Origin of the sequence: Bacteroides zhangwenhongii (assembly GCF_009193325.2) — a bacterium.
GTDB lineage: Bacteria > Bacteroidota > Bacteroidia > Bacteroidales > Bacteroidaceae > Bacteroides > Bacteroides zhangwenhongii.
Genome location: NZ_CP059856.1, coordinates 69,626 through 88,238, shown reverse-complemented (window position 1 = coordinate 88,238; position 18,613 = coordinate 69,626). Strand labels below are relative to the sequence as shown.

General features: G+C 50.3%; 28 protein-coding genes and 1 tRNA gene. 21 read left to right on the top strand and 8 right to left on the bottom strand.

Features of this window, described 5'->3' with window-relative positions; all coding sequences use genetic code 11:
* The first annotated feature begins 95 nt into the window (after positions 1 to 95).
* Both GD630_RS00405 and GD630_RS00400 read left to right on the top strand, forming a co-directional pair.
* Entirely contained in the window at positions 96 to 314 is a 219-nt protein-coding gene (locus GD630_RS00405; protein ID WP_238482950.1) for a hypothetical protein, read from the top strand.
* A gap of 344 nt (positions 315 to 658) precedes the next feature.
* Complete coding sequence (locus tag GD630_RS00400) at positions 659 to 871, top strand: hypothetical protein (RefSeq protein WP_004327294.1); 213 nt, start codon at positions 659 to 661, stop codon at positions 869 to 871.
* A gap of 399 nt (positions 872 to 1,270) precedes the next feature.
* On the opposite strand, the gene GD630_RS00395 is transcribed toward GD630_RS00400, so the two are convergent.
* A complete protein-coding gene (locus GD630_RS00395; RefSeq protein WP_007750751.1) occupies positions 1,271 to 1,690 on the bottom strand; it encodes a helix-turn-helix domain-containing protein in 420 nt (139 codons plus the stop codon).
* A gap of 135 nt (positions 1,691 to 1,825) precedes the next feature.
* On the opposite strand from GD630_RS00395, the gene GD630_RS00390 reads away from it, so the two are divergent.
* The 17 genes from GD630_RS00390 to GD630_RS00310 all read left to right on the top strand — a co-directional run bounded on the left by GD630_RS00390 (position 1,826) and on the right by GD630_RS00310 (position 10,711).
* Positions 1,826 to 2,017: a hypothetical protein gene (locus GD630_RS00390; RefSeq protein ID WP_007750749.1), complete on the top strand. Its 192-nt coding sequence runs from the start codon at positions 1,826 to 1,828 to the stop codon at positions 2,015 to 2,017.
* Positions 2,018 to 2,027: 10 nt separating this feature from the next.
* Positions 2,028 to 2,110: transfer RNA gene (locus tag GD630_RS00385), tRNA-OTHER, on the top strand.
* A gap of 26 nt (positions 2,111 to 2,136) precedes the next feature.
* Complete coding sequence (locus tag GD630_RS00380) at positions 2,137 to 2,337, top strand: hypothetical protein (protein ID WP_004327297.1); 201 nt, start codon at positions 2,137 to 2,139, stop codon at positions 2,335 to 2,337.
* The gene (locus GD630_RS00375; protein WP_005932418.1) at positions 2,327 to 2,548 is read left to right on the top strand and encodes a hypothetical protein; all 222 of its coding nucleotides are present in this window, start codon (positions 2,327 to 2,329) and stop codon (positions 2,546 to 2,548) included. The genes GD630_RS00380 and GD630_RS00375 overlap by 11 nt, the downstream gene beginning before the upstream one ends.
* 15 nt (positions 2,549 to 2,563) lie before the next feature.
* Positions 2,564 to 4,603, top strand: coding sequence for a hypothetical protein (locus tag GD630_RS00370; RefSeq protein ID WP_007750743.1), 2,040 nt, complete (start codon positions 2,564 to 2,566; stop codon positions 4,601 to 4,603).
* 35 nt (positions 4,604 to 4,638) lie between these two features.
* Positions 4,639 to 5,508 (top strand): AAA family ATPase, encoded by an 870-nt coding sequence (locus GD630_RS00365; RefSeq protein WP_004325643.1) that lies wholly within the window; start codon positions 4,639 to 4,641, stop codon positions 5,506 to 5,508.
* Complete coding sequence (locus GD630_RS00360; protein WP_007750741.1) at positions 5,505 to 5,903, top strand: hypothetical protein; 399 nt, start codon at positions 5,505 to 5,507, stop codon at positions 5,901 to 5,903. Before GD630_RS00365 ends, GD630_RS00360 begins: the two co-directional genes overlap by 4 nt.
* 2 nt (positions 5,904 to 5,905) lie before the next feature.
* Positions 5,906 to 6,583, top strand: a complete 678-nt coding sequence (locus tag GD630_RS00355) for a hypothetical protein (RefSeq protein WP_007750739.1) — start codon at positions 5,906 to 5,908, stop codon at positions 6,581 to 6,583.
* Positions 6,580 to 6,816: a hypothetical protein gene (locus GD630_RS00350; protein WP_007750737.1), complete on the top strand. Its 237-nt coding sequence runs from the start codon at positions 6,580 to 6,582 to the stop codon at positions 6,814 to 6,816. Before GD630_RS00355 ends, GD630_RS00350 begins: the two co-directional genes overlap by 4 nt.
* A gap of 3 nt (positions 6,817 to 6,819) precedes the next feature.
* Complete coding sequence (locus tag GD630_RS00345; RefSeq protein ID WP_117596980.1) at positions 6,820 to 7,725, top strand: hypothetical protein; 906 nt, start codon at positions 6,820 to 6,822, stop codon at positions 7,723 to 7,725.
* Between the two features lie 19 nt (positions 7,726 to 7,744).
* A complete protein-coding gene (locus GD630_RS00340; protein WP_007750730.1) occupies positions 7,745 to 8,050 on the top strand; it encodes a hypothetical protein in 306 nt (101 codons plus the stop codon).
* A 20-nt stretch (positions 8,051 to 8,070) separates the two neighbouring features.
* Positions 8,071 to 8,583, top strand: a complete 513-nt coding sequence (locus GD630_RS00335; protein WP_004325654.1) for a hypothetical protein — start codon at positions 8,071 to 8,073, stop codon at positions 8,581 to 8,583.
* A gap of 20 nt (positions 8,584 to 8,603) precedes the next feature.
* Entirely contained in the window at positions 8,604 to 8,813 is a 210-nt protein-coding gene (locus tag GD630_RS00330; protein WP_227238811.1) for a hypothetical protein, read from the top strand.
* 185 nt (positions 8,814 to 8,998) lie between these two features.
* Positions 8,999 to 9,442 carry a hypothetical protein gene (locus tag GD630_RS00325; protein WP_007750725.1) on the top strand — a complete coding sequence of 148 codons (444 nt, stop codon included), beginning with the start codon at positions 8,999 to 9,001 and terminating at the stop codon, positions 9,440 to 9,442.
* A gap of 21 nt (positions 9,443 to 9,463) precedes the next feature.
* The gene (locus tag GD630_RS00320; RefSeq protein ID WP_007750724.1) at positions 9,464 to 10,114 is read left to right on the top strand and encodes a DUF3164 family protein; all 651 of its coding nucleotides are present in this window, start codon (positions 9,464 to 9,466) and stop codon (positions 10,112 to 10,114) included.
* Positions 10,115 to 10,116: 2 nt separating this feature from the next.
* On the top strand, positions 10,117 to 10,332 hold the full coding sequence (locus GD630_RS00315; protein WP_007750723.1) for a hypothetical protein: 216 nt from the start codon (positions 10,117 to 10,119) through the stop codon (positions 10,330 to 10,332).
* 109 nt (positions 10,333 to 10,441) lie between these two features.
* Positions 10,442 to 10,711, top strand: a complete 270-nt coding sequence (locus GD630_RS00310; protein ID WP_007750722.1) for a hypothetical protein — start codon at positions 10,442 to 10,444, stop codon at positions 10,709 to 10,711.
* Here GD630_RS00310 and GD630_RS00305 read toward each other — a convergent pair.
* Together GD630_RS00305 and GD630_RS00300 are read right to left on the bottom strand one after the other, a co-directional pair.
* Complete coding sequence (locus tag GD630_RS00305; RefSeq protein ID WP_005943954.1) at positions 10,698 to 11,171, bottom strand: hypothetical protein; 474 nt, start codon at positions 11,169 to 11,171, stop codon at positions 10,698 to 10,700. The two genes, GD630_RS00310 and GD630_RS00305, sit on opposite strands and share 14 nt — an antisense overlap.
* A 4-nt stretch (positions 11,172 to 11,175) precedes the next feature.
* Positions 11,176 to 11,808 (bottom strand): hypothetical protein, encoded by a 633-nt coding sequence (locus GD630_RS00300; protein ID WP_007750721.1) that lies wholly within the window; start codon positions 11,806 to 11,808, stop codon positions 11,176 to 11,178.
* A gap of 87 nt (positions 11,809 to 11,895) precedes the next feature.
* Here GD630_RS00300 and GD630_RS00295 point away from each other — a divergent pair, with 87 nt between their 5' ends.
* Positions 11,896 to 12,111 (top strand): hypothetical protein, encoded by a 216-nt coding sequence (locus tag GD630_RS00295; RefSeq protein ID WP_225683884.1) that lies wholly within the window; start codon positions 11,896 to 11,898, stop codon positions 12,109 to 12,111.
* Here GD630_RS00295 and GD630_RS00290 read toward each other — a convergent pair.
* From GD630_RS00290 to GD630_RS00270, 5 genes are read right to left on the bottom strand one after another with little or no spacing between them, the layout of a single operon-like run.
* Positions 12,094 to 13,509, bottom strand: a complete 1,416-nt coding sequence (locus tag GD630_RS00290; protein WP_032839411.1) for a toxin glutamine deamidase domain-containing protein — start codon at positions 13,507 to 13,509, stop codon at positions 12,094 to 12,096. The genes GD630_RS00295 and GD630_RS00290 overlap by 18 nt on opposite strands.
* Before the next feature lie 17 nt (positions 13,510 to 13,526).
* On the bottom strand, positions 13,527 to 14,915 hold the full coding sequence (locus GD630_RS00285) for a phage portal protein family protein (RefSeq protein ID WP_005943942.1): 1,389 nt from the start codon (positions 14,913 to 14,915) through the stop codon (positions 13,527 to 13,529).
* Between the two features lies 1 nt (position 14,916).
* The gene (locus GD630_RS00280) at positions 14,917 to 15,342 is read right to left on the bottom strand and encodes a phage protein Gp36 family protein (protein ID WP_005943940.1); all 426 of its coding nucleotides are present in this window, start codon (positions 15,340 to 15,342) and stop codon (positions 14,917 to 14,919) included.
* Positions 15,343 to 15,360: 18 nt separating this feature from the next.
* Positions 15,361 to 16,929: a hypothetical protein gene (locus GD630_RS00275; protein WP_005943938.1), complete on the bottom strand. Its 1,569-nt coding sequence runs from the start codon at positions 16,927 to 16,929 to the stop codon at positions 15,361 to 15,363.
* A 1-nt stretch (position 16,930) separates the two neighbouring features.
* The gene (locus GD630_RS00270) at positions 16,931 to 17,377 is read right to left on the bottom strand and encodes a DDE transposase family protein (protein WP_118410099.1); all 447 of its coding nucleotides are present in this window, start codon (positions 17,375 to 17,377) and stop codon (positions 16,931 to 16,933) included.
* A 198-nt stretch (positions 17,378 to 17,575) separates the two neighbouring features.
* On the opposite strand from GD630_RS00270, the gene GD630_RS00265 reads away from it, so the two are divergent.
* The gene (locus GD630_RS00265; protein ID WP_005943936.1) at positions 17,576 to 18,613 is read left to right on the top strand and encodes a head maturation protease, ClpP-related; all 1,038 of its coding nucleotides are present in this window, start codon (positions 17,576 to 17,578) and stop codon (positions 18,611 to 18,613) included.

Genomic DNA, 18,613 nt, shown 5'->3' with positions numbered 1-18,613 from the left:
AGAGGTGCTTTTACGGGTTTTCAAATGATTTTTCTTTTTTCGCTGTCTCTTTTGCCGGAAGCGGAAAGTGAATGCAGAGTGTGTCAGCCTGCCCCATGAATGAAACAGGCGCCCACACACAGCCGGACAAACCGGGAAGAATGATTGTTGCCACCCGGCTGAACAAGTTCCGTCGGATCGGAAACAATCATACTTCCTTTGTTGTGGTTTGCCCTTTTCACGCTTCCGGTGATGTCTTTTTCCTTTTGGTGATTCTTTTTTTAAGGGGGGAGAAACGATGCGTGTCAAAGTTCGGTCGGTCTGAAAATATCTGATTGCTTTGGTTTTCAAAGCGTTAGAACGGGGTAGGAGTGAGCTGGGTGGAAAAACGAAGCGTTTACATCGCTTTACATCGAGCTTACATTTGAACCTTGTTTGAACGCCGTTCAAATGAATCTCTTTACATTAGGAGTGGGGTAGGGGAGAATTCAGGCAGTATGGTATTATTTTACTCCGATTCTTTGCCCAGGCCATACTTCCATATACAAAGATAACCAAATGGTGTAATTTATGCAAGTGGAGTAGGGGAGCGCTTCGCTTCTCTCCTATTTTTATTCATTGAAATTATTCCATATAGCTGATATTTGGTATATTTGCAGTGAAATAAATACCGTATATCATGAGTAAAGTTATCCATGTACATTTGATTTTTGAGAAAAAGAACATCTACTTTGGTAGTATATCGGCCATTTTTGAAACTCTGACGGAGAAACAGGTCGGAATCACTAAGAGTAGTCTTTTACATGCTGGACTGGTTGATGACATTGCCAAATACACGAAACGTGCAATGATTATTCAGTCTCGCTTGATAACATGTACCAGAAAGGGATAAAATGCCTTAGAACGCAATTAAAAGCCGCAAAAGCGGCTTTTTTTGCCCTTATAAGTGTCAAACTATGATGGAAAGCTGTATTTATCCGTTTGAACGCTTTGAACGTCTTAAAAAGTGGAAAGGTTATTCACTTGCTTATTCATTTGGTTATTCATTTAAGCTATTACAAAAACGAAATGTTTTGATTGCTTATTCATTTGGTTATTCATTTTTGTGCCTATTTTATTCTAATAAAACGGGGAAATATCTTTTTTTTATTTGGTATTCATCGGTTTTTATAATATTGTAGGGGGTAAATTGTATATAGATAATATTTATTTACTCCCCTGTATTTTTATATATTCTGCTGTAAAATAGTGATTTAACTGTTTTTACCTCCCTTTCCCCATAAAACACGTTTTAGATGGCATTGGCAACCGTAGAATCGCTTGCATCCGAAACACGCCCCGACTTGTCCTGTTTAAGTTGTGTAATTGTCTGTTTGAGCATCCCTATTTCCTCTGCCATTTCTCGAATGGTGGAGTCTTTTTCCCTTAAAACATCCAGAAGCTCCCTAAAATTATTGTTAGCTGTTTCTGGAGGAGCTGTTTCCGTTACTACTGGTGTAATTTTTTCGGCTTCTATATCTTTTAAAAGAAAGTCGTCGATTGATATTCTAAAAAACTTAGATATTTCACATAACAAACTCAATTTAGGTTCTGTATTACCCAGTTCATAGTTTGACATTGTACCTTTTTTGATGCCCAGAAACTCAAATTCATCTAATTTAAGTCCCCTACTTTCCCTTAAATATCTAAGATTCTTAGAAAAAATACTCATAAATCTAAATTATTTGGATTAATACTTTGCTGTCTAAGAAACTTAGACTATATTTGCCACGTGATTAAAGTTTAAACACGCCCCAAAGCTACAAAAAAGGCTTGAGGTAACAATGAGAATTTGAAAAGAAGCAAAATGGAAGCAAAATTTAAAAAGGGACAAAGTGTGAGAATCACCAAGAGAAATGGTGAGATCATTGATGGTATAGTTCGTGACTGGGATTATAACATTTGTACGTTCGTGCGGGAATATAATATCGATTATATGAAAAATGGTCAGGTTTGGACTGTAATATGTGTTCCGGAGGATGCGATAAAGAAGCTTTAATAATTTTCTCGGGCAGTTAGTTCAGCTGGTAGAACAAACTAAACTCCTATAATGGAGAGGTTATGGTCCGCGGTTCGAATCCGCGACTGCCCACTACGATAATTTAAATATTAGATAGTATGAAAGAACGAATAGTTGTAGAATACGGTGAGGTGAATAAAATTGCCGAACTGATGGGCTGTACAAACGTGATGGTGAGTCATGCGCTTGCCTTCCGTAAGAACAGCAAACTGGCCCGTTCCATTCGTAAGCTCGCCATTGAGCGCGGTGGATCCAAAGTAGGTGGTAATCCTCAAAATACAAGTAGCCATGAAAAATGATTTGATGACATTGTTCAGCGACCAGCTACACTGGTTTGCTCGTCTGAAACGAAAACAGCGCTTTTGCGTGCTTTACTTCTGTATGAGTTTCGGGATCCTGCTCTCTATTTTTTTTATTAATCCGCTGCTGGAACTTCTCGTAGTGTTGAATTTCGGGATCTCCGTGCGGCTGCTGAAGAAGCATGTCCCTTTGAATGATTTAGAGGATTGATAATCAAGCTGGGAGATGGAATACTTTGATAATATATTGTGTGTAACTTACAAAGAGTTGCTGGATATAATGCCCAAAGGCACTTTGAATAGCCAGCTGTCCCGAGAAAAACTGGATGTCGTTTCCCGTGGCGGTGGTGAAAATAATCCGGCTCTGTATGCCTATTCCTCCCTTCCCGAAAAGTATAAACGACGTTGGGTTCTTCTCAAAGGAGAACCTGAACAGCAAATGAGACAGGAAATGATTCGTAACATAGTGAAGAAAGACGAGAAGGCCGAGCGCTTTTTTGAGGAGTACCGCTACGACAAGAACGGTGAGATAGTCGCTCTTCCCGTGGATGTGAAGAAGGAATACACCTGGAATGCTTCGGTACTGAACGCGCTGATGGAAGAGTTCAAACGCTTGAGTTCATCCAATAACAAGCTGACCGGTTTCCGCCGTAACCTTTGGGAACTTCTGCTTGTCACGAGTGAGGAATGGCGTCCGGTGTACGGGCACAGCCTTCCGGGCAGTGTGGGGCGTTTGAAAGCCCTGATAAACAAGTTCCGTCCCGACAACTACGGTGTGCTTGTGAGCGGTAAATACGGCAACAGCAACACGCTGAAGATCGAGGAGGACGGCGGGCGTTACCTTGTTGCATTGAAACGCAGCCGCGTTCCGGTTTATACTGACATGGAGATCTTCGAGGAGTACAACCGTGTCGCTCCGGAACGTGGCTGGAAGCCCCTGAAGAGTCCCCGCAGCCTCCGCGAATGGTTCAACAGCCCGCGTGTCGAACCTCTGTGGTACGATGCCGTTTATGGGGAAATGAAGGCACACCAGCGTTATGACCGCAAGCACCGGACCATCCTTCCGAGCCGTCGTGACAGCCTCTGGTATGGCGACGGCACGAAGCTGAACCTCTACTATCGTGACGAGAACGGAAACAAGTGTACTACAAGCGTGTACGAGGTGGTGGATGCCTATAGTGAAGTTCTGCTCGGTTATTACATCAGCGACAATGAGGACTATATCGCCCAGTATCATGCTTTCCGCATGGCTATCCAAACGAGCCGGTACAAACCCTACGAGATCGTGTGCGACAACCAGGGCGGTCATAAGAAGAACGCGGCGCTGGGTCTTTTCTCGAAGATCAGCCGTATCCACCGCCCGACAGCTCCGTATAATGGCGAATCTAAGACGATTGAGAACATTTTCTACCGCTTCCAGAGCCAGGTATTGAAGAAACGTTTCGGTTTCACCGGGCAGAATATTACGGCAAAGAGAGATACAAGCCGTCCGAATTTGGAATTCATCAACGCGAACATCGACTCCCTTCCCACATTGGAGGAACTGAAGGAACAGTATGCCGCCGCCCGTGAGCAGTGGAACTCAATGAAGCACCCGGCTACTGGCATCCCCCGTATTGAGATGTACAATACCAGCGTGAACGAGGCCACCGATCCGGTCAGCGTTCCTGATATGGTGGAGATGTTCTGGTACACAACCGATAAACCGTCGCTGTTCACCGCCAGCGGTATCGAGATCACGGTACAGGGAAAGAAATACCCTTACGAGGTTTTCTCCGCTCCCGGTGAGCCTGACCTGGAATGGCGCCGGCGTAATACCTACAAGAAGTTCTATGTCCAGTACGATCCCTATGACATGAGCAGCGTACGGTTGCTTTACAAGGACAAGGGCGGTGCGATGCGTTTCGAGTGTGTGGCCTCGTTCCCGCTGATGATCCACCGTGCCCAGCAGGAGCAGACGGAAGCCGAAAAACGTTTCATCCGCACCCAGCAGGAGGCCGTCGTCAATGAACGTATAAACCGTCAGGTCGTCGCCAAAGATATCGAGTATGAGCATGGTGTCGCACCGGAACAGAACGGTTTGCGTACTCCTGACCTGAAAGGTCTCGGAAAGGAGGCGCAACACCAGATTGACCGCCGCACGAGAAAATACAGCCAGCCGCCCCGTCCTTCCATAGGCCGTGACATGAAAGTCATCAGCAACGTGACATGGGACAGCTTTGAGAAGAAGGAAGTGAGCATCCGCAAGGTGGTCGGGAAATTATAAGGAACAGATTTATAACAAGATAAAAAATATTGATTATGGAAATTACAATGAAAGAGAAGAACGCCATCAGTGAGAGCCTCCGGGCTTACGTGGCGAAGTATCCGAGCCAGACGAAGGCCGCGGGTAGTCTGAAGGGAGTCAGTGTGGGTACTGTGAGCAATATCCTGAACGGGCGTTATGAGAATATCAGTGACGAGATGTTCCGTAATGTCGCCTCGCAGGTCGGTGGTGTAAGCGCTACCGGCTGGCAGATCGTGGAGACCGGCGCTTACCAGGAGATCACGGCTGTGCTCTCCGATGCGCAGCGCTGGCGCAATGTCACATGGGTGACCGGTGAGGCTGGTTGTGGCAAGAGTACCACCGCCCGTGTTTACCTTCATGAGCATAAGGAGGTTTTCTATATTCTCTGCTCCGAGGACATGAAGAAAGGTGACTTTGTCCGCGAGATAGCCCGCACGGTCGGGATCCGGACTGAAGGGTATAATATCCGTGAGGTGTGGGGACTTATTTTGGATGATATCATCCAGATGGACGCGCCCCTGCTGGTGTTCGACGAGGCGGACAAGCTGACCGAACCGGTGTTCCACTACTTCATCAGCCTGTACAACAAACTGGAGGAGAAATGCGGCGTCGTGTTTTTGAGTACCGATTATATTGCCAAACGCATCAGCAATGGTCTGCGATACCAGAAGCCTGGCTACAAGGAGTTCTACAGCCGTATCGGACGGAAATTTTATGAGCTAGAGCCTACGGACGTGAACGACGTGTTTGCGATCTGTTCCGCCAACGGTGTGACTGACAAGAAAGACATCGATAAGGTGATAAAGGAGGCTTCGACATGTGACTTTGATTTGCGGCGTGTGAGGAAGTCCATTCACAAGGTGAAACGCATGGTGGGGGAATGACTCCCGTTCAAATACCGTTCAAACGTAATTTTAAGGATATGGAAAACAAATTTGAATACTTAAAGATCGACGGTCGCGAGCAGCTTCCTGCTCCCTGGAGCGATTACCCAGTCTTGAGGGAATACGAGACGGTGACCGTTTACCGGAATGGTCGCGACTATCTGGACGCCCTTGTGGGACAGCAGGACGGCTGGTGGGTTGCTGGCGTTCACATGGAGGTGGGCGGTTTCGGCGGCGGTTTCAACCCGGGACGTAAATGGGGACAGTTTGCTACCCGTGAGAATGCCCTTCTGTGGGCACTCGGCAGGATGCTCTGCCACGAGAAACTGCGGGGTGCCGCACGGCAGGCCGTGCTTGATCAAATAGACAATATCCGACAACTAAAACTGTTCTGACCATGGAAGAAGAGAAAAAGGATAATAAAAAAGCGGGCATGAGACGTGCCTTGAATGTCAGGGACATCCTGAACAAGAAGTATGACGTATTCCCTTTTGAGGGGAAATGGAAGGATGCCTTCGACACTCCGGAAGTCCGGGGCTGCTGGTTCGTGTGGGGCAACAGCGGTAACGGCAAGACCTCTTTCGTGATGCAGCTCTGTAAGGAACTTTGCAAGTATGACCGTGTGGCGTTCAACTCCCTGGAGGAAGGAACTTCTCTGACTGTCCAAAATAACCTGCGGCGCTTTGGTATGGCCGAGGTAAGCCGCCATTTGGCGTTCATCAAGGAGGACATCCCCACCTTGAAGATCAGGCTCCGGCGTCATAAGAGTTTCAACATCGTGATCATTGACAGTTTCCAATACACGCAGATGACGTATCGTGACTATATCCAGCTGAAGGAGGAGTTTCCGGACAAGCTGTTTGTTTTCATCAGCCATGCCCGCGGCAAGAATCCTAAAGGTGATGCGGCCACGAGCGTGATGTATGATGCCGACCTGAAGATATGGGTAGAGGGCTACGTCGCCTTCAGTAAGGGACGTTATCAGGGGGCCACTGGTGAATACACAATCTGGGAGAAGGGTGCCTATGACTATTGGAATGTGACGGGACCGAAACAGAAAGGAGGCCAGGCATGAGCAGGATAAAGAAACAGCTGGCGATTTGTCCTCCCGCCTATATGTGTAAGGGGCCTAACCGTGAGAACTTCGTCAGTACCGGTCACAAGTGTGGTTACTGCAAGGGTAATGGCTGGTTCTGGGGAACGGAAGAGGGCAGCCGCGAGGACGTGCATGTGTCCTGCCCGGTGTGTGGCGGTAGCGGTGAGCTGGATGCGATTATAACAGTGGACTGGAAACCTTCAAGCAAGTAAGCCATGAGAAAGGAGTATTACAACTACGTTGTGAAGCTGCCCGTTCTGCTTCATGAACTGTTCCGCGGGAAAGTTGCCGACTATCATTTTTCCGACATGACGGTAGTGATGAACCACCTGGTAAAGTCCTATATCCGCATGACGGACGGTGGCAGGGTTTCTACTGCCACCCGGCGTATCCTTCTCTGCATGGACCGTATTCCGGACATGTCGTTCTTCTTCCGCCGCCAGGAGAAGGCGGTGCTGTTCTTCGAGATGGATCCGGCCGTTGCCGACAGCCTACAGCGTGCCATCGTTTCCGGGGGCTGGGGCAACCGCCAGCGTCTTGCCGTCCGCCTGGTATGCGCTTTCTGCTGCGGTGCCGGTGTGACGTTGAACAACCTTTCGATGGAGCTTGCCGCCGGAGAGGTGTTCCGCCGTCCGGAAGGTTATCTCATACATACCTACGTGAGCAATTACCAGTACGTGTTCCTGAAGGAGACGGCCGCTGCCCAGCGCATGAGCGTGGAGGGTATGCTGACGGCCGCCGCTGAACTGCTGGTGGGAACGGATGACGAAGGTTCCGGATACCATATTCCGGAGAGTCTCGGCCGTATTGCTGACCGCGTGCTCGAGGTGAGGGGCAGCACGCTGAAGGACTTCCGCCGGCAGTGTCTGGTGAGCATCCGCACGAACACTATCGGTTCGGACCGTATCGCCGCCTTCATGGAAAAGCACGGCATCGCCTCCGCCCGTGAGTTCCTGCGTCGCGTGGTCCTCTTCTTTCTGGAGGCACGGTATCTGATTTACCGTAAGGAGGTAGAACTTGATGAGGATGACCTTCCGGAGGAGGAAGAGACGGATTGGGAGGAAACTATGTACAGCCAGTATCAAAAAAGAGATTTCGCGATTTCAACATATAATTATTAACCATTAAAATTTAACTGAAATGATTACAGAAAAACAGAAAGAGGCAGTAAAGGAACTCTGCCAATACGTGGATAACTTTTGTAAGGAAAATAATCTTAGTGCCTTTATGAGCGTTGCGGCCAGTGAGGACCATCCGGACGGGCTTGAGCAGATAGCCGGCTCAATCATTACCGGCAAGACTGAACATATTGTCGGCTCTATTTCTGGGGTTGTCAAAGCGAATAAGAATGTCTATATACTGCTTTCCATGGGGCTTATGCAGGCCTATACGAGAAAGGCTGACATTAATACTATTCCGTTCGATGAAAATTTGAATATGAACTGATGAATGCAGCATAAACAGCTATGAGTGAAAATAACAACAAGCAGAAACGTAAACGTGTCTGTCCGCATTGCGGCCGAAAGTTGTGGATGCGTGAGTTCTATCCGTTGAAGAATGGGGGACGGAGTTCCTGGTGTCATGAATGTGTGCTGGCGTACAAGCGTGAACAGTACCGCAAGCACCGGAAGGTTGCTGACGGTACTTTCATGCACCGGACACTGGGACGGCTCGTCGAGCATAAGGGATATTCCACCCGTATCTTTTGGAACGGCAATATGCTTTCCATCATGCGTCGCCACTATCACAATACCCTCAACCGGGAGCTGGCTGAAATGCTCGGTGTTTCCGAACGCAGCGTCACCCGGAAGGCCCGAGAAATGGGACTGGAAAAGGACAAAGGTTTTGTAGCCTCCCTTAGCCGGGAACATTTGTTGCTGGCAAACGCGAGAAGCAAGGAACTGGGATATCCAGGCGGCTTCACCAAGGGGATGAAGTTTCGGGGAAACCAGTACACCGGGAGAATAAGAGTTGAATAACATACAGCACGGTCAATATTATGAGTAAAAAAATGGTAATTGTGGTCACCGCCGTTGGTGTCCGTAAAGTAGTGGAAAAATGGCTCTGTGAGAATATGACTTGCGAGCTGGTTGTGTCACGTAACGCACGCCATGAGTGTTGTGTGGAAGTCATCTATGATAGCGGAAACCCTTCGGTCTTGCGTACCCTTTTGCAGGCTGCCGTGGGTGAAATAATAGAGTTGTGCTGATGTGGTATGAATAGTTTGAGTTAATGAAAATCTGAATAGAATGGGCATACTTGAATTTTTCGACCAGTATAAGTGTACAAAAAATGAAAAAGAGCATCTTCTTGATTATTTGTGTACTATCAGAGTAAAGAGAGTGATTAAGGAAATTAATGACCTTAAAATAAACAAAAAAAAACAGCATAGCCATGCAGATAGACATCAACAGCCGCAAGCAGTTAAATAAACCCGAGAATTATGCGGTGTTTTATAGTCTTTTGAACCGCCTTCCGACATCTGACCGCGATGCTTTGAAGGAAAGCGTAGTTTCCCAGTACACGGACGGACGTACCACGAGTCTGCGCGACATGACACTGAAGGAATACAGTGCGGCCATAGCCGGGATGCGTAAGCTGGTGCCGCCCACTCACCAGGAAGAACTCCGGAAGATTCTCCGTCAGAAGCGTTCCGCGGTACTGCACCAGATGCAGCTGCTGGGCATCAATACGGCCGACTGGGACAAGGTGAACGCTTTCTGCCTGGACAGCCGTATCGCTGGTATGGAGTTCCGTGAACTTGACTGTGAGGCGTTGGACACGTTGCAGGTGAAGCTGCGCGCCATCCGCCGCAAACGTGAGAATAAACAACAGTAATAACCATTTAATTTTTTAGTTATGGACTTGAAAGAACAATTAAAAAGCCTGTCCGTCCAGGACAGAAAGGAGCTTTTGAAACAGCTCCAGCAGGAAGAGAAGGAAAACAAGCGCAACCGTCGCGACGCCTACGAGGGGCTTCGTGCGCAGTTCATGCTTGAAGTGAAGAACAAGCTGTTTCCAGTCGTGGATGACGTGAAAGCCTTCCGTGACTGGGTGGAGAAGGAAGCCGCCTCTTTCCGCGACCTGATGCGCGACTATGGCCAGCTCCGCAAGGATGATCAGGCAAGTTTTACCATCGTAGACGGTGACATGAAGCTGGAAGTGAGGAGTAACAAGGTGAAGAGCTTCGACGAGCGTGCCAACCTCGCCGCTGAGCGTCTGGTGGATTACCTGAAGCGTTACGCCATGAGCCGGGAACTCGGTACCGATGATCCGATGTACCAGCTCGGTATGACCATGATCGAGCGTAACCGCCAGGGTGATCTGGACTACAAGTCGGTGAGCAAGCTGTACGAGCTGGAGGATCGTTTCGACAGTGAATACACGGAGATTATGGACCTCTTCCGTGAGAGCAACGTGGTGTACAAGACCGCGGTGAACTACTATTTCCATAAACGTGACGAGAACGGTGTCTGGCGCCGTATCGAGCCCTCATTCTGCCGGTTGTAGTTATGGAAAAGACGAAGAACATCGCGCCGCACGTCATGGCCTGCAAGCGCTGTGAAGGCAAGGGACGTATCTTTTACCTGGACCAGGGAGGAGCTCCTTTATCCGCAAAATGTCCGGTCTGTAATGGCAGCGGACGGGTGAAGGTGCAGAGCAAGGTGATCACCCGCGTCGAACCGTTTGTCCCGGGTGAAGATGACACAGAACTGATGACCATGTGATTTTGTTCACACTCTAAACAGAAAAACGCCGCATTCATATACGATGCGGCGTTTTTTTATCTATAATGACCGGTTAAATGCCTAATTTTGCAGCAAGTATCCCACAATTATGGCCAAAGGACGAGACAAGAACCTGATAGAACTCCGTGATGAAGCCCTGTGCCGCCGTTACTATTACTGGACGGAGGTGCAGCGCCTGCGCTTTGATGACGCCCTGAAAGTGTTGTCCCGGCAGGAATTTTTCATTTCCGAGGAACGTATCATGTCCATTATCCGGCGCAAGTGCCGGGAGCTGAAGGACCTGGAGGTGAAGCCCGTTCCGAAAGTGAAGAAGCCCCGCCTGACAGCCGTCCAGCTCTCGCTCTTTACGGGAGAATAAACCTTGCCGCGCCTTCCTGCATGGCCGACTCGTCATGCAGCGTGAAGGAATAAACCGTCTCGTACACCTTGATGTTTCCCGGCAGCGAATAGTCCCGGCTCTTTACCCTGACCAGCGGGCTGGTCTCTTCCGTGCACTGGAACTCCTGCAAGGCCTTGTACAGCTCTTTGGCCTTCAGCTGCCGTTCCCTTACCTTGTTATAGGTTCCGGAGGTGTAGTGGGTGTCATCGTAGCAGTCAATGGCCAGTCGTATGGTGATGAGTGACTCGCTTTTCTGTACCCCGTAACCGAGATCATTCCAGTCCGATTCGGCGTTCCCGACGAGCACGCAGGGGAAGGTTACCGGATAGTGGTCCTCCTCCGCCCCGGCTTCAAGCTGTCCATAGTCCTCGTCAATGTATGACAGTTCAGGCATCTTTTCGGCGATGCGTTCCATGATCGCGATAAAAATTTCTTCCATGTTGTTATAAGTTTAAAATATTTCTGATTTCATTCTCCATTTTCCGGTCTATCTTTTCGGACAGTTCCCGGCTTTCTCCGATAAACTGGCGTTGCGGTATTTTTATCCGGAGCTTTTTCTTTTTGGTCAGCGCCAGCCTTTTCCATTTCAGCGCTTCCTGATTTTCCTGTGGTTCATTGTTTGCGGCAGAACCCTTCTTTTTGCCTTTTCTTTTGCCCGTGGCGGCTTTTTTAGCCTTGCCTGAAGCCTGGTAATACTTTGCCCATGCAAAACGCCGCATTTGGGGCGTAACAGTCGGATGAACTTCTCCTCCCCAGTTATTGACTGGCGCATAGACGAGTTCGTTTGCCACCCTCACCCGGTATTCTCCCGGCATGTATTTGACGGAGCTGAAGAGATGGTTCCTTCCGGAGAGCAGCGTCCCGTAGTTCCCTGCCGCATCGGTCCGTCCCGAGGACAGCCTTTTCGCTTTCGGCCACGGGTGTAATCCTCCGTTTACGAAACCTTCCCGGCGGAAGTTGTCCTGGAAATGGTCTTTTGCCATTCGTCCAGCGATAACCGGCATCTTCCGTTTCATTAGCCCATCCAGTTCTTTCCGTTTGGCTTTTATCAGTTTTGAATATTCTTTTATGTCCATGAATGACTGAATTAAAAAATAATTTTATACTTTTGCAGCAAGGCGTTTTTTATGTGCCTTTTTTGCGTTATGGAAATACCTAAACAAGTGTCGGAATTAGCAAACAGTAGCGGTTACAACTCCGTTGTCTTATCAGCCAGTTCCCCTGAAGGAAGCATCTATTCCGTGGGCTGTGTTGACGGGGATGGTTTTGAGTTGCCTGTCGGTCTTCCCGCCTTTATTCTGTTCGACGGCCAGTCCTGCCGTCTGGTGGACGGTGAGGAGGGGCTGGCACTTTCTTCCCGTTTATTTGGTGATGAATAGTCCCATGATTTTGGGATTTACCAGTTTGTTGTCTATTCTTATCACTCCCACACGGCCCGCTTTCATGCTCTGTATGTAATTGCTTGCATCATCCTTTCCGGTTTGCGGGTCGAAGAACCTTGTCTTTCCTTCAGTCACCTCCGCGCAGAACACGTGTGCGGAGCCGCCTTTCCAGGCACAATATATCTCGTATATTCCATCCTCTCTGAATTTTTCCCTGAAGTATTCCTTCAGTCGGTTTGCATTCATTACTTGATATCCCTTTCTGACCTGCCATTTATAGGTATAGTCATAATCCGGCTTTGTTCCGTCCCGGTTCAGGAAACGTTCTTCCCATGTGATACCTTGTTTTGCCATTTCATTGTATGCGCTTTGTCTGATGTTGGGTTTTGCCTCGATGTCAAACCCCAACCTTCTGAGCATGTGTGTCACGGTGCAGGTCTGGCAATTCACGCGGTATCCTTCCTCTTTTCCGAATTTCGGGTTCTCCTTTCCCTTGTTCGCCTGTTCGTATGTCATCGGCTTGCCTTTGGTAACGCCGAGTGCCTTTTCTATCTTGAGATTGTTGCGGGCGATGTCGGTTTTTTCCTCCAGCGTCAGGTTGTCCGGCATTTCGGCTATCATTTCGTTGATGCGCCTGGTCAGTGCGTCCACGGCTTTTTTTGCTCCCGGATGCGCTTCAGTAACGTAGGGGTGTTTGTCTGAAAACAGTTTGCCGTCTTTTCCCGGATTGTTTTCCAGACCGTCATGTGCCTTGTTCTGCCCGTTTTCGTCCGGTACCGCTGTCGGCGCTTCATCCGTTGATGAGAGCGTGCACTTGCAGTTCCATCTGTCCCCGGGCCTGTGCACGTTCCAGAACGGATCATCTATTGGACGTATGGTCCCCCAGAAAATCCTGTGGTCGCTTCCCGGATGTATGGATGTGGAAGGCATCCATTTGAGATTCGGCAATACGTCCTTTTCCCTTTCGAACTGCCTCCAGTCCGCGGCCTGGTGTGCCCGTATGACGGCCGTGTCGTATTCTGTACGCAGCCAATGGACCATCTGATGGTCGGCTATGGGCATGGCTTCCTTTACCCACTGTTCAAACGGCTTTAAACTTCCGTTTTTGTCCAGCAGCAGCGCTGCCATGTCGTTCTGTGCCCTGTGTACCTTGAAAGCTGCGAACACGGCGTTGTTCATTCGGATTTCCCGGTAGAAGTCATAATCCGGATCGTCGGGCTTTCGTGTCCCAAACCCCTTGTCCGCTGCCTCGTTTATTGTTTTCCATGTGGCTTCGAACAGGTTCTCCTCGATTTCCGTCAGGGGGTGGAAGTCTTTACTATAGATGTTCTTCAGGGCTTTCTTCAGTACCTCTTCATCGAACGAGAATAAAGTTTCCACCTGTTTGTCCTCCATTCTGTAGAGGTCGTTCATCACCATTCTAAAGCTGCCCCGTCTCTCCCCGGGGCTTTCCCGAAAAAACGTTTCAGCCAGTTGTACGCGTTTTTAAGGGCATTTTTCTTTTCTTTGGGTGTTCCTTTACCGTGCTTTTCCAGTTCCGGTTCTTCTTCCGGATCCGGTTTATCCTCTTCCGTCTTTTCAGTCTCTCGGGCCTTCGCCGCCTCGATTTCCGCCGCTTTCTCCTCCTGGCGTTTCTTCAGTTCGTCATAGTTTGCCGGTTTCTCGATCCCGAATTCCTCGTAGAGATAGTCGTCACCCACCGGCAGGTTGAAGTTCGTGCGCAGTTGTGTGAGGATGGACATCTTTTTCTCCGGTTCGATAAGCTTCTTTTCCGGATAGCAGAACTCCCCGCCTGTGGTGTCTATTCCGAGCATTGCGAATATGTCGGCCATGTCATAGTTGAGCACGTCGAGGATGTCCTGCCTGTCGGAGAGCGTCACTTTCTCCTCCACATCCTTGTGTACGGTTCCCAGTGCCTGTGTGCCCTTGTCGGAGGCTTCGGTGGTGAGCGTGTTTCCGAGGAACAGCTTTGAGATTTCGTTGTTGCAGCGCTCGCAGAGCTTGTCGTAGAGGTCCGCGCTCCCTGTCTTGTTCGCGGCTTCCACGAGCTTGAGCACCGTATCCTCCGCGTGCACGAAAACCGACAGGCTTCCGGTGCTGTCCGCATCGTTCAGCGCCCTCTGCCGTGCCTCGTCGTCATCCGTGGGATACGTGTACTCCCTGATGGGCGCTCCGAACACTTCCGCGAACTGTGCCCAGTCCGCCACGTCGTTACGTTTGTATATCACCCAGATAGCTGCTTTCACCAGCAGCCCGGGATCGTCGGGTGAACCGATGAACAACAGGTCCGGGTACTCGTCCCAGGACGTCCCGGTGGTGTCCGTCTGGTGCCGCAGTATGAGCCTGCGCACGGGATCGACGTGTTTGCGCGGTATCAGGTCGTAGTTCACCCATTCCCCCTTTCGGTAGAACTGCACGAGTGAGAACCCCCAGAATTTGGCGTCCAGGATGTCCCCTATGAACTTCCGGAACCATGGGGACCTGATCTGCTTGTTCACCTTCTCGTCCGGTTTCCCGTTCCTGCGGAATTCTATGGAAGATGCCAGTGCGGCATTCTTCCGTTTCTCTATGACACTTGTCAGGTGCGTGTCCATGAGTATGTCGCTGAACAGGTCGTACAGCCTGAAGCGTCTGGAGTAGTCCACATTCTCGAAAGCCCTTACCGCGAGCATGTAGTCCGCTATGTCTATACCGAACCTTCTGGGCTGTGTCAGTATGATGGTTGCGGGTCCTTTCTGCCCGGGCCTCGGCAGGTTCCCGCTTTGGGTTATCTTTCCGGCCCCTTTCTTTCTTTTGCTCATATTACCAATGGTTTACACGTTTACGGTTGCTTTTGATAAGGAAATTTGATTTTGCCGTCCTCGTCTCTTCGGACAGCAGGGGCAGGCCGTCCACCGATATCTCCTCGGCCGCCACGGCTTTCAGCCATTCGACCGCCCTTTCGTGGCGTTCCTTCCGCAGCGGTGACAGGTTCCTCGGGTTATGTATGCAGAAGATGTGGTACACGGCTATGTCGATGGCCATCATCAGGACAAGCTGGTTGCGTTTGTCACCGGTTGCCGTGAATATTTTGTCACAGTCGTAACGTCTGGAAAGGTAGCAGCGCATCTCGGCGACGGCGCGGTCCTCACATATCTCCACGACAGCGTCATCCTCCCTTGTCAGTGCGTCCAGAATCTCTCGGTGTATGCTCGCGTCGTAGTCTGAAAGTTCGATAAATTTGCTCATAATGATAGGTATTGAAGTTTACACTCTGTACTTGTTTTGTGACCGCGTGCTTTTCCTTGTGACAATGACGGGCTTTTCCGACTGTCTGGCCTTGCGGTCTATAATTCTGTTTCCCCCCTCCACGCAGTCGGGTCCGTCTGCCGGATAGGTCAGTTGGAGGTTGAACAGCTTGAACTGTTCCGCCATCCGTTTCATGTGCGGGTTGTCCTTTTCGGCCTCGTTGAGTACCAGGTTCCCCTCCCGGTTGAGCGGTTCCAGGTTCGCCTCGATACGTGTGGCCTTGTCGGTTTTCTTCTCCTCGTCCCCGGTGATGTACAGTGATATTTTCCTTTCCCTGCGTATCCGCCGCACGATGGGCTGGAATACCTGCTGGAAAAAAGGATCCTGTAATTTGTTGTTCTCCATGTAACAGTACACGGTGGTTTTTCCACCCACAAACTCCAGCAGCTTGATGTACCACTCTACAAATTCCGCGTTCAGCCCCCTGTCCAGGAACGTTTTTATCAGATAGAGCCTTCCCGCGAGTTTCCCGAGCAGGCACACCGTTTTGGTGGAACTTTTTTTCGTCTTGTTCTCTCCCGGTGCGGGGTCCCCGTATATCACCAGGAACTTGAACCTGGAAAGTGCCGGCACTTTCCCGTAGGTGATTTCCGCGAACACGCCGCCGTCCACCACCGGGTTGTTGAAGAACTCTTTCTGTGCCGCCGCCGCGCTCACCAGTGAAAGGAAGAGGTCTATATCCTCCTCGGAGTTCTTTTCGGGCCATACGGATAGCCCGTCCTTTCCCCGGATGTTGATGATATCCACGTGCCCGATTCCTTTCGCCTTCAGTTCGGTGCCCTTTTCGATGGCCCTTTTGATGCAGCAGTCCAGCGCGATGATGTTCCCGTTGAACAGGATGCGGTAGTTTCCCGATACGGACATGGTCGGTATCAGCGCCTCCTCCAGCCATTTCCATTTGGTTTTGATGCGTTCCGGGTTTCGACACTCCTCGTCGGTGTCTATATCGTCCACCAGGATGAAGTCCGGGCGGAAGTTCTTGTTACGTGTACCGCGCGGTGACTGCCCGGCTCCAATGGCGCGGAAGGAGCACCCGCACATGCAGGTGAATTCCCCGGTTTCCCACGCTCCCGGTTTTTTCTGCTGTCCGTAGTCCTGTATGATCCGCTGGTTCTCCTCGAAGTTCGCCATGAACGGCAGCAGTAGCCTTTCCGCATTGTCAGCCGAGTTGGAGATCAGCAGCACGTTGCGTATCTTTTTTGTCAGTGCCAGTTTGGATATCTCCATCATGGAGCGTGCGGATTTCGCCAGCTCGCGTGACCAGGCCCTTACCTCGTACCAGCGGTTGTTCCTCATCAGCCGCCCGGTGGCTTTCCTGTGGAAGGCGGCGGACTCGCAGGTGCAATACATGGCGAAGTAGTATTTGAACCACTCCTCGTCGTTCTTCTCCAGCCTTTCCCGCCTCTGCCTGATTTCCGTTTCCGTGTCCGTGGGGTTGATGTCCGAATGTTCTCGCACGGATGCCACCAGCTCGTTCCAGCTGTCCAGCGCGAGCCTGTCCTGTGTTGTGAGTATTTTCTTTGCCATGTCAGGATAATTTTGATTTGACAAACGCGTCCAGAAGCGGGGTGATCTCCTTCGCCTGCGTGGAATCGTAGGTCCGCACCCATTTGAGCAGGTCGGAGAACACGGAGATGATGTCCGCCAGCCCCACTTCTGTTTCCAGTTTCTTGATGGCGTTCGACAGTTTGGAAATGGTGTCCGCTTCCGCGGTGTTCGGGAACCGTTCCCCTTCCGGTTTTCCCATGATGGCGTTGTTGAGTTCCGCCAGCTGCCGGTACAGGTTCTTCAGCTGCTCCTCCCGTGTGATGGTTATGGAAGCCTTCAACTGCTCCCAGTTTCCTTTGCCTATCCAGTTGTTCACAGTCACCCGTGAAACCCCCACACGCTCGGCTATTTCCGCCTGCGTAAGCGTCTCGCGGGTGTAGAGCGTTTTCGCCCATGCCTTTTTCTGCTCGTTTGTAAGTTCGGCCATATTACCTCCTTTTTTTACGTGCAAAATTGATAAGGAAAAGGAGCGAAAAAAAACGCGCTCCGCATGATGACATTTTAAAGCGTCATGGCAATCCTTTAAAGTCTCCATGATGAAAACGCGGTTTGAAAAAGGCCTTTAATCCCCCTAATTTCGCACCGTAAACTTTTGCAGGGAAGGACCTGCCAAAACGATAGTGACATGAGTAGATTTTTCAATATGATACCCGGAACCGATGCCTGTTGCATCCTTCTTTACGGTGACATCGGTGAGTACGATGATAACGTGCGCAGCGGTGATATTGCCCGTGAACTTCTGGAAGCGGAAGCCCTGACCGGGAAGGTGGACGTGCGTATCAACAGCAACGGCGGTGAGGTTTATTCGGGCATCGCCATTTTCAATGCCTTGAAGAACAGCAAGGCCGACATTACCATCTACGTGGACGGCATCGCCGCCAGCATGGCCTCCGTCATCGCCCTTTGCGGCAAGCCCGTCCGGATGAGCCGTTATGCCCGTCTGATGCTTCACAGTGTCCAGGGCGGCTGTTACGGCAACAAGGATGAGATGAAGGACTGCATCCGTGAGATCGAGGCGCTTGAGGATACCCTTTGCGAGATGTATGCCACCCGTATGGGCAAGGACAAGGAGGAAATCCGCGCGATGTATTTTGACGGCAAGGATCACTGGCTGCGTGCCGACGAGGCGCTGGCGCTGGGGCTTATCGACGGTATTTATGACGCTGACCCGGTACCGGAGGACAGTACCCCCGAACAGGTATTTCAAATATTCAATAACCGGCTGCACAAGCCACAAAACGAGAATAGCATGAATTTAGACGAACTCAAGAGACGTCCGCGGTTCAAGAACTGTGCGACGGATGACGATTTCCTGCGTGAAATCGGACTGCTGGAAACAGAGGCTGGCAAAGTCCCGGCCCTTGATGCCGAGGTCACCCGCCTGAAGGGCGAACTGAAGGTGTTCCAGGACAAGGCGGATGCGGATGACGCTGCCGCGCGTAAGAAACTGCTTGATGATGCGGAACAGGACGGCCGTATCGATGCCGCCACCCGCCCCATCTATGAGAACCTTCTGGCAAAAGACCGGGAGAACGGGGAAAAGGCATTGGAGAAGCTTTTCCCAAAACGTAGTGTCATGACTGACCTTCGTGTGAATCCGACGGGTGAAAGCCCCTGGAACAAGCGCATGAGCGAGATTAAGGACAAGTTGAACCATAAATAA

Coding starts and splice junctions, on each gene's coding strand:
- GD630_RS00365 (WP_004325643.1), top strand. CDS start 4,639: ATGGAAATTACAATGAAAGAGAAGAACGCCATCAGTGAGAGCCTCCGG.
- GD630_RS00405 (WP_238482950.1), top strand. CDS start 96: ATGAATGAAACAGGCGCCCACACACAGCCGGACAAACCGGGAAGAATG.
- GD630_RS00400 (WP_004327294.1), top strand. CDS start 659: ATGAGTAAAGTTATCCATGTACATTTGATTTTTGAGAAAAAGAACATC.
- GD630_RS00375 (WP_005932418.1), top strand. CDS start 2,327: ATGAAAAATGATTTGATGACATTGTTCAGCGACCAGCTACACTGGTTT.
- GD630_RS00330 (WP_227238811.1), top strand. CDS start 8,604: ATGAGTAAAAAAATGGTAATTGTGGTCACCGCCGTTGGTGTCCGTAAA.
- GD630_RS00275 (WP_005943938.1), bottom strand. CDS start 16,929: ATGGCAAAGAAAATACTCACAACACAGGACAGGCTCGCGCTGGACAGC.
- GD630_RS00390 (WP_007750749.1), top strand. CDS start 1,826: ATGGAAGCAAAATTTAAAAAGGGACAAAGTGTGAGAATCACCAAGAGA.
- GD630_RS00320 (WP_007750724.1), top strand. CDS start 9,464: ATGGACTTGAAAGAACAATTAAAAAGCCTGTCCGTCCAGGACAGAAAG.
- GD630_RS00280 (WP_005943940.1), bottom strand. CDS start 15,342: ATGAGCAAATTTATCGAACTTTCAGACTACGACGCGAGCATACACCGA.
- GD630_RS00265 (WP_005943936.1), top strand. CDS start 17,576: ATGAGTAGATTTTTCAATATGATACCCGGAACCGATGCCTGTTGCATC.
- GD630_RS00300 (WP_007750721.1), bottom strand. CDS start 11,808: ATGGACATAAAAGAATATTCAAAACTGATAAAAGCCAAACGGAAAGAA.
- GD630_RS00350 (WP_007750737.1), top strand. CDS start 6,580: ATGAGCAGGATAAAGAAACAGCTGGCGATTTGTCCTCCCGCCTATATG.
- GD630_RS00305 (WP_005943954.1), bottom strand. CDS start 11,171: ATGGAAGAAATTTTTATCGCGATCATGGAACGCATCGCCGAAAAGATG.
- GD630_RS00340 (WP_007750730.1), top strand. CDS start 7,745: ATGATTACAGAAAAACAGAAAGAGGCAGTAAAGGAACTCTGCCAATAC.
- GD630_RS00370 (WP_007750743.1), top strand. CDS start 2,564: ATGGAATACTTTGATAATATATTGTGTGTAACTTACAAAGAGTTGCTG.
- GD630_RS00270 (WP_118410099.1), bottom strand. CDS start 17,377: ATGGCCGAACTTACAAACGAGCAGAAAAAGGCATGGGCGAAAACGCTC.
- GD630_RS00315 (WP_007750723.1), top strand. CDS start 10,117: ATGGAAAAGACGAAGAACATCGCGCCGCACGTCATGGCCTGCAAGCGC.
- GD630_RS00355 (WP_007750739.1), top strand. CDS start 5,906: ATGGAAGAAGAGAAAAAGGATAATAAAAAAGCGGGCATGAGACGTGCC.
- GD630_RS00345 (WP_117596980.1), top strand. CDS start 6,820: ATGAGAAAGGAGTATTACAACTACGTTGTGAAGCTGCCCGTTCTGCTT.
- GD630_RS00395 (WP_007750751.1), bottom strand. CDS start 1,690: ATGAGTATTTTTTCTAAGAATCTTAGATATTTAAGGGAAAGTAGGGGA.
- GD630_RS00290 (WP_032839411.1), bottom strand. CDS start 13,509: ATGGAGGACAAACAGGTGGAAACTTTATTCTCGTTCGATGAAGAGGTA.
- GD630_RS00335 (WP_004325654.1), top strand. CDS start 8,071: ATGAGTGAAAATAACAACAAGCAGAAACGTAAACGTGTCTGTCCGCAT.
- GD630_RS00310 (WP_007750722.1), top strand. CDS start 10,442: ATGGCCAAAGGACGAGACAAGAACCTGATAGAACTCCGTGATGAAGCC.
- GD630_RS00325 (WP_007750725.1), top strand. CDS start 8,999: ATGCAGATAGACATCAACAGCCGCAAGCAGTTAAATAAACCCGAGAAT.
- GD630_RS00360 (WP_007750741.1), top strand. CDS start 5,505: ATGACTCCCGTTCAAATACCGTTCAAACGTAATTTTAAGGATATGGAA.
- GD630_RS00285 (WP_005943942.1), bottom strand. CDS start 14,915: ATGAGCAAAAGAAAGAAAGGGGCCGGAAAGATAACCCAAAGCGGGAAC.
- GD630_RS00380 (WP_004327297.1), top strand. CDS start 2,137: ATGAAAGAACGAATAGTTGTAGAATACGGTGAGGTGAATAAAATTGCC.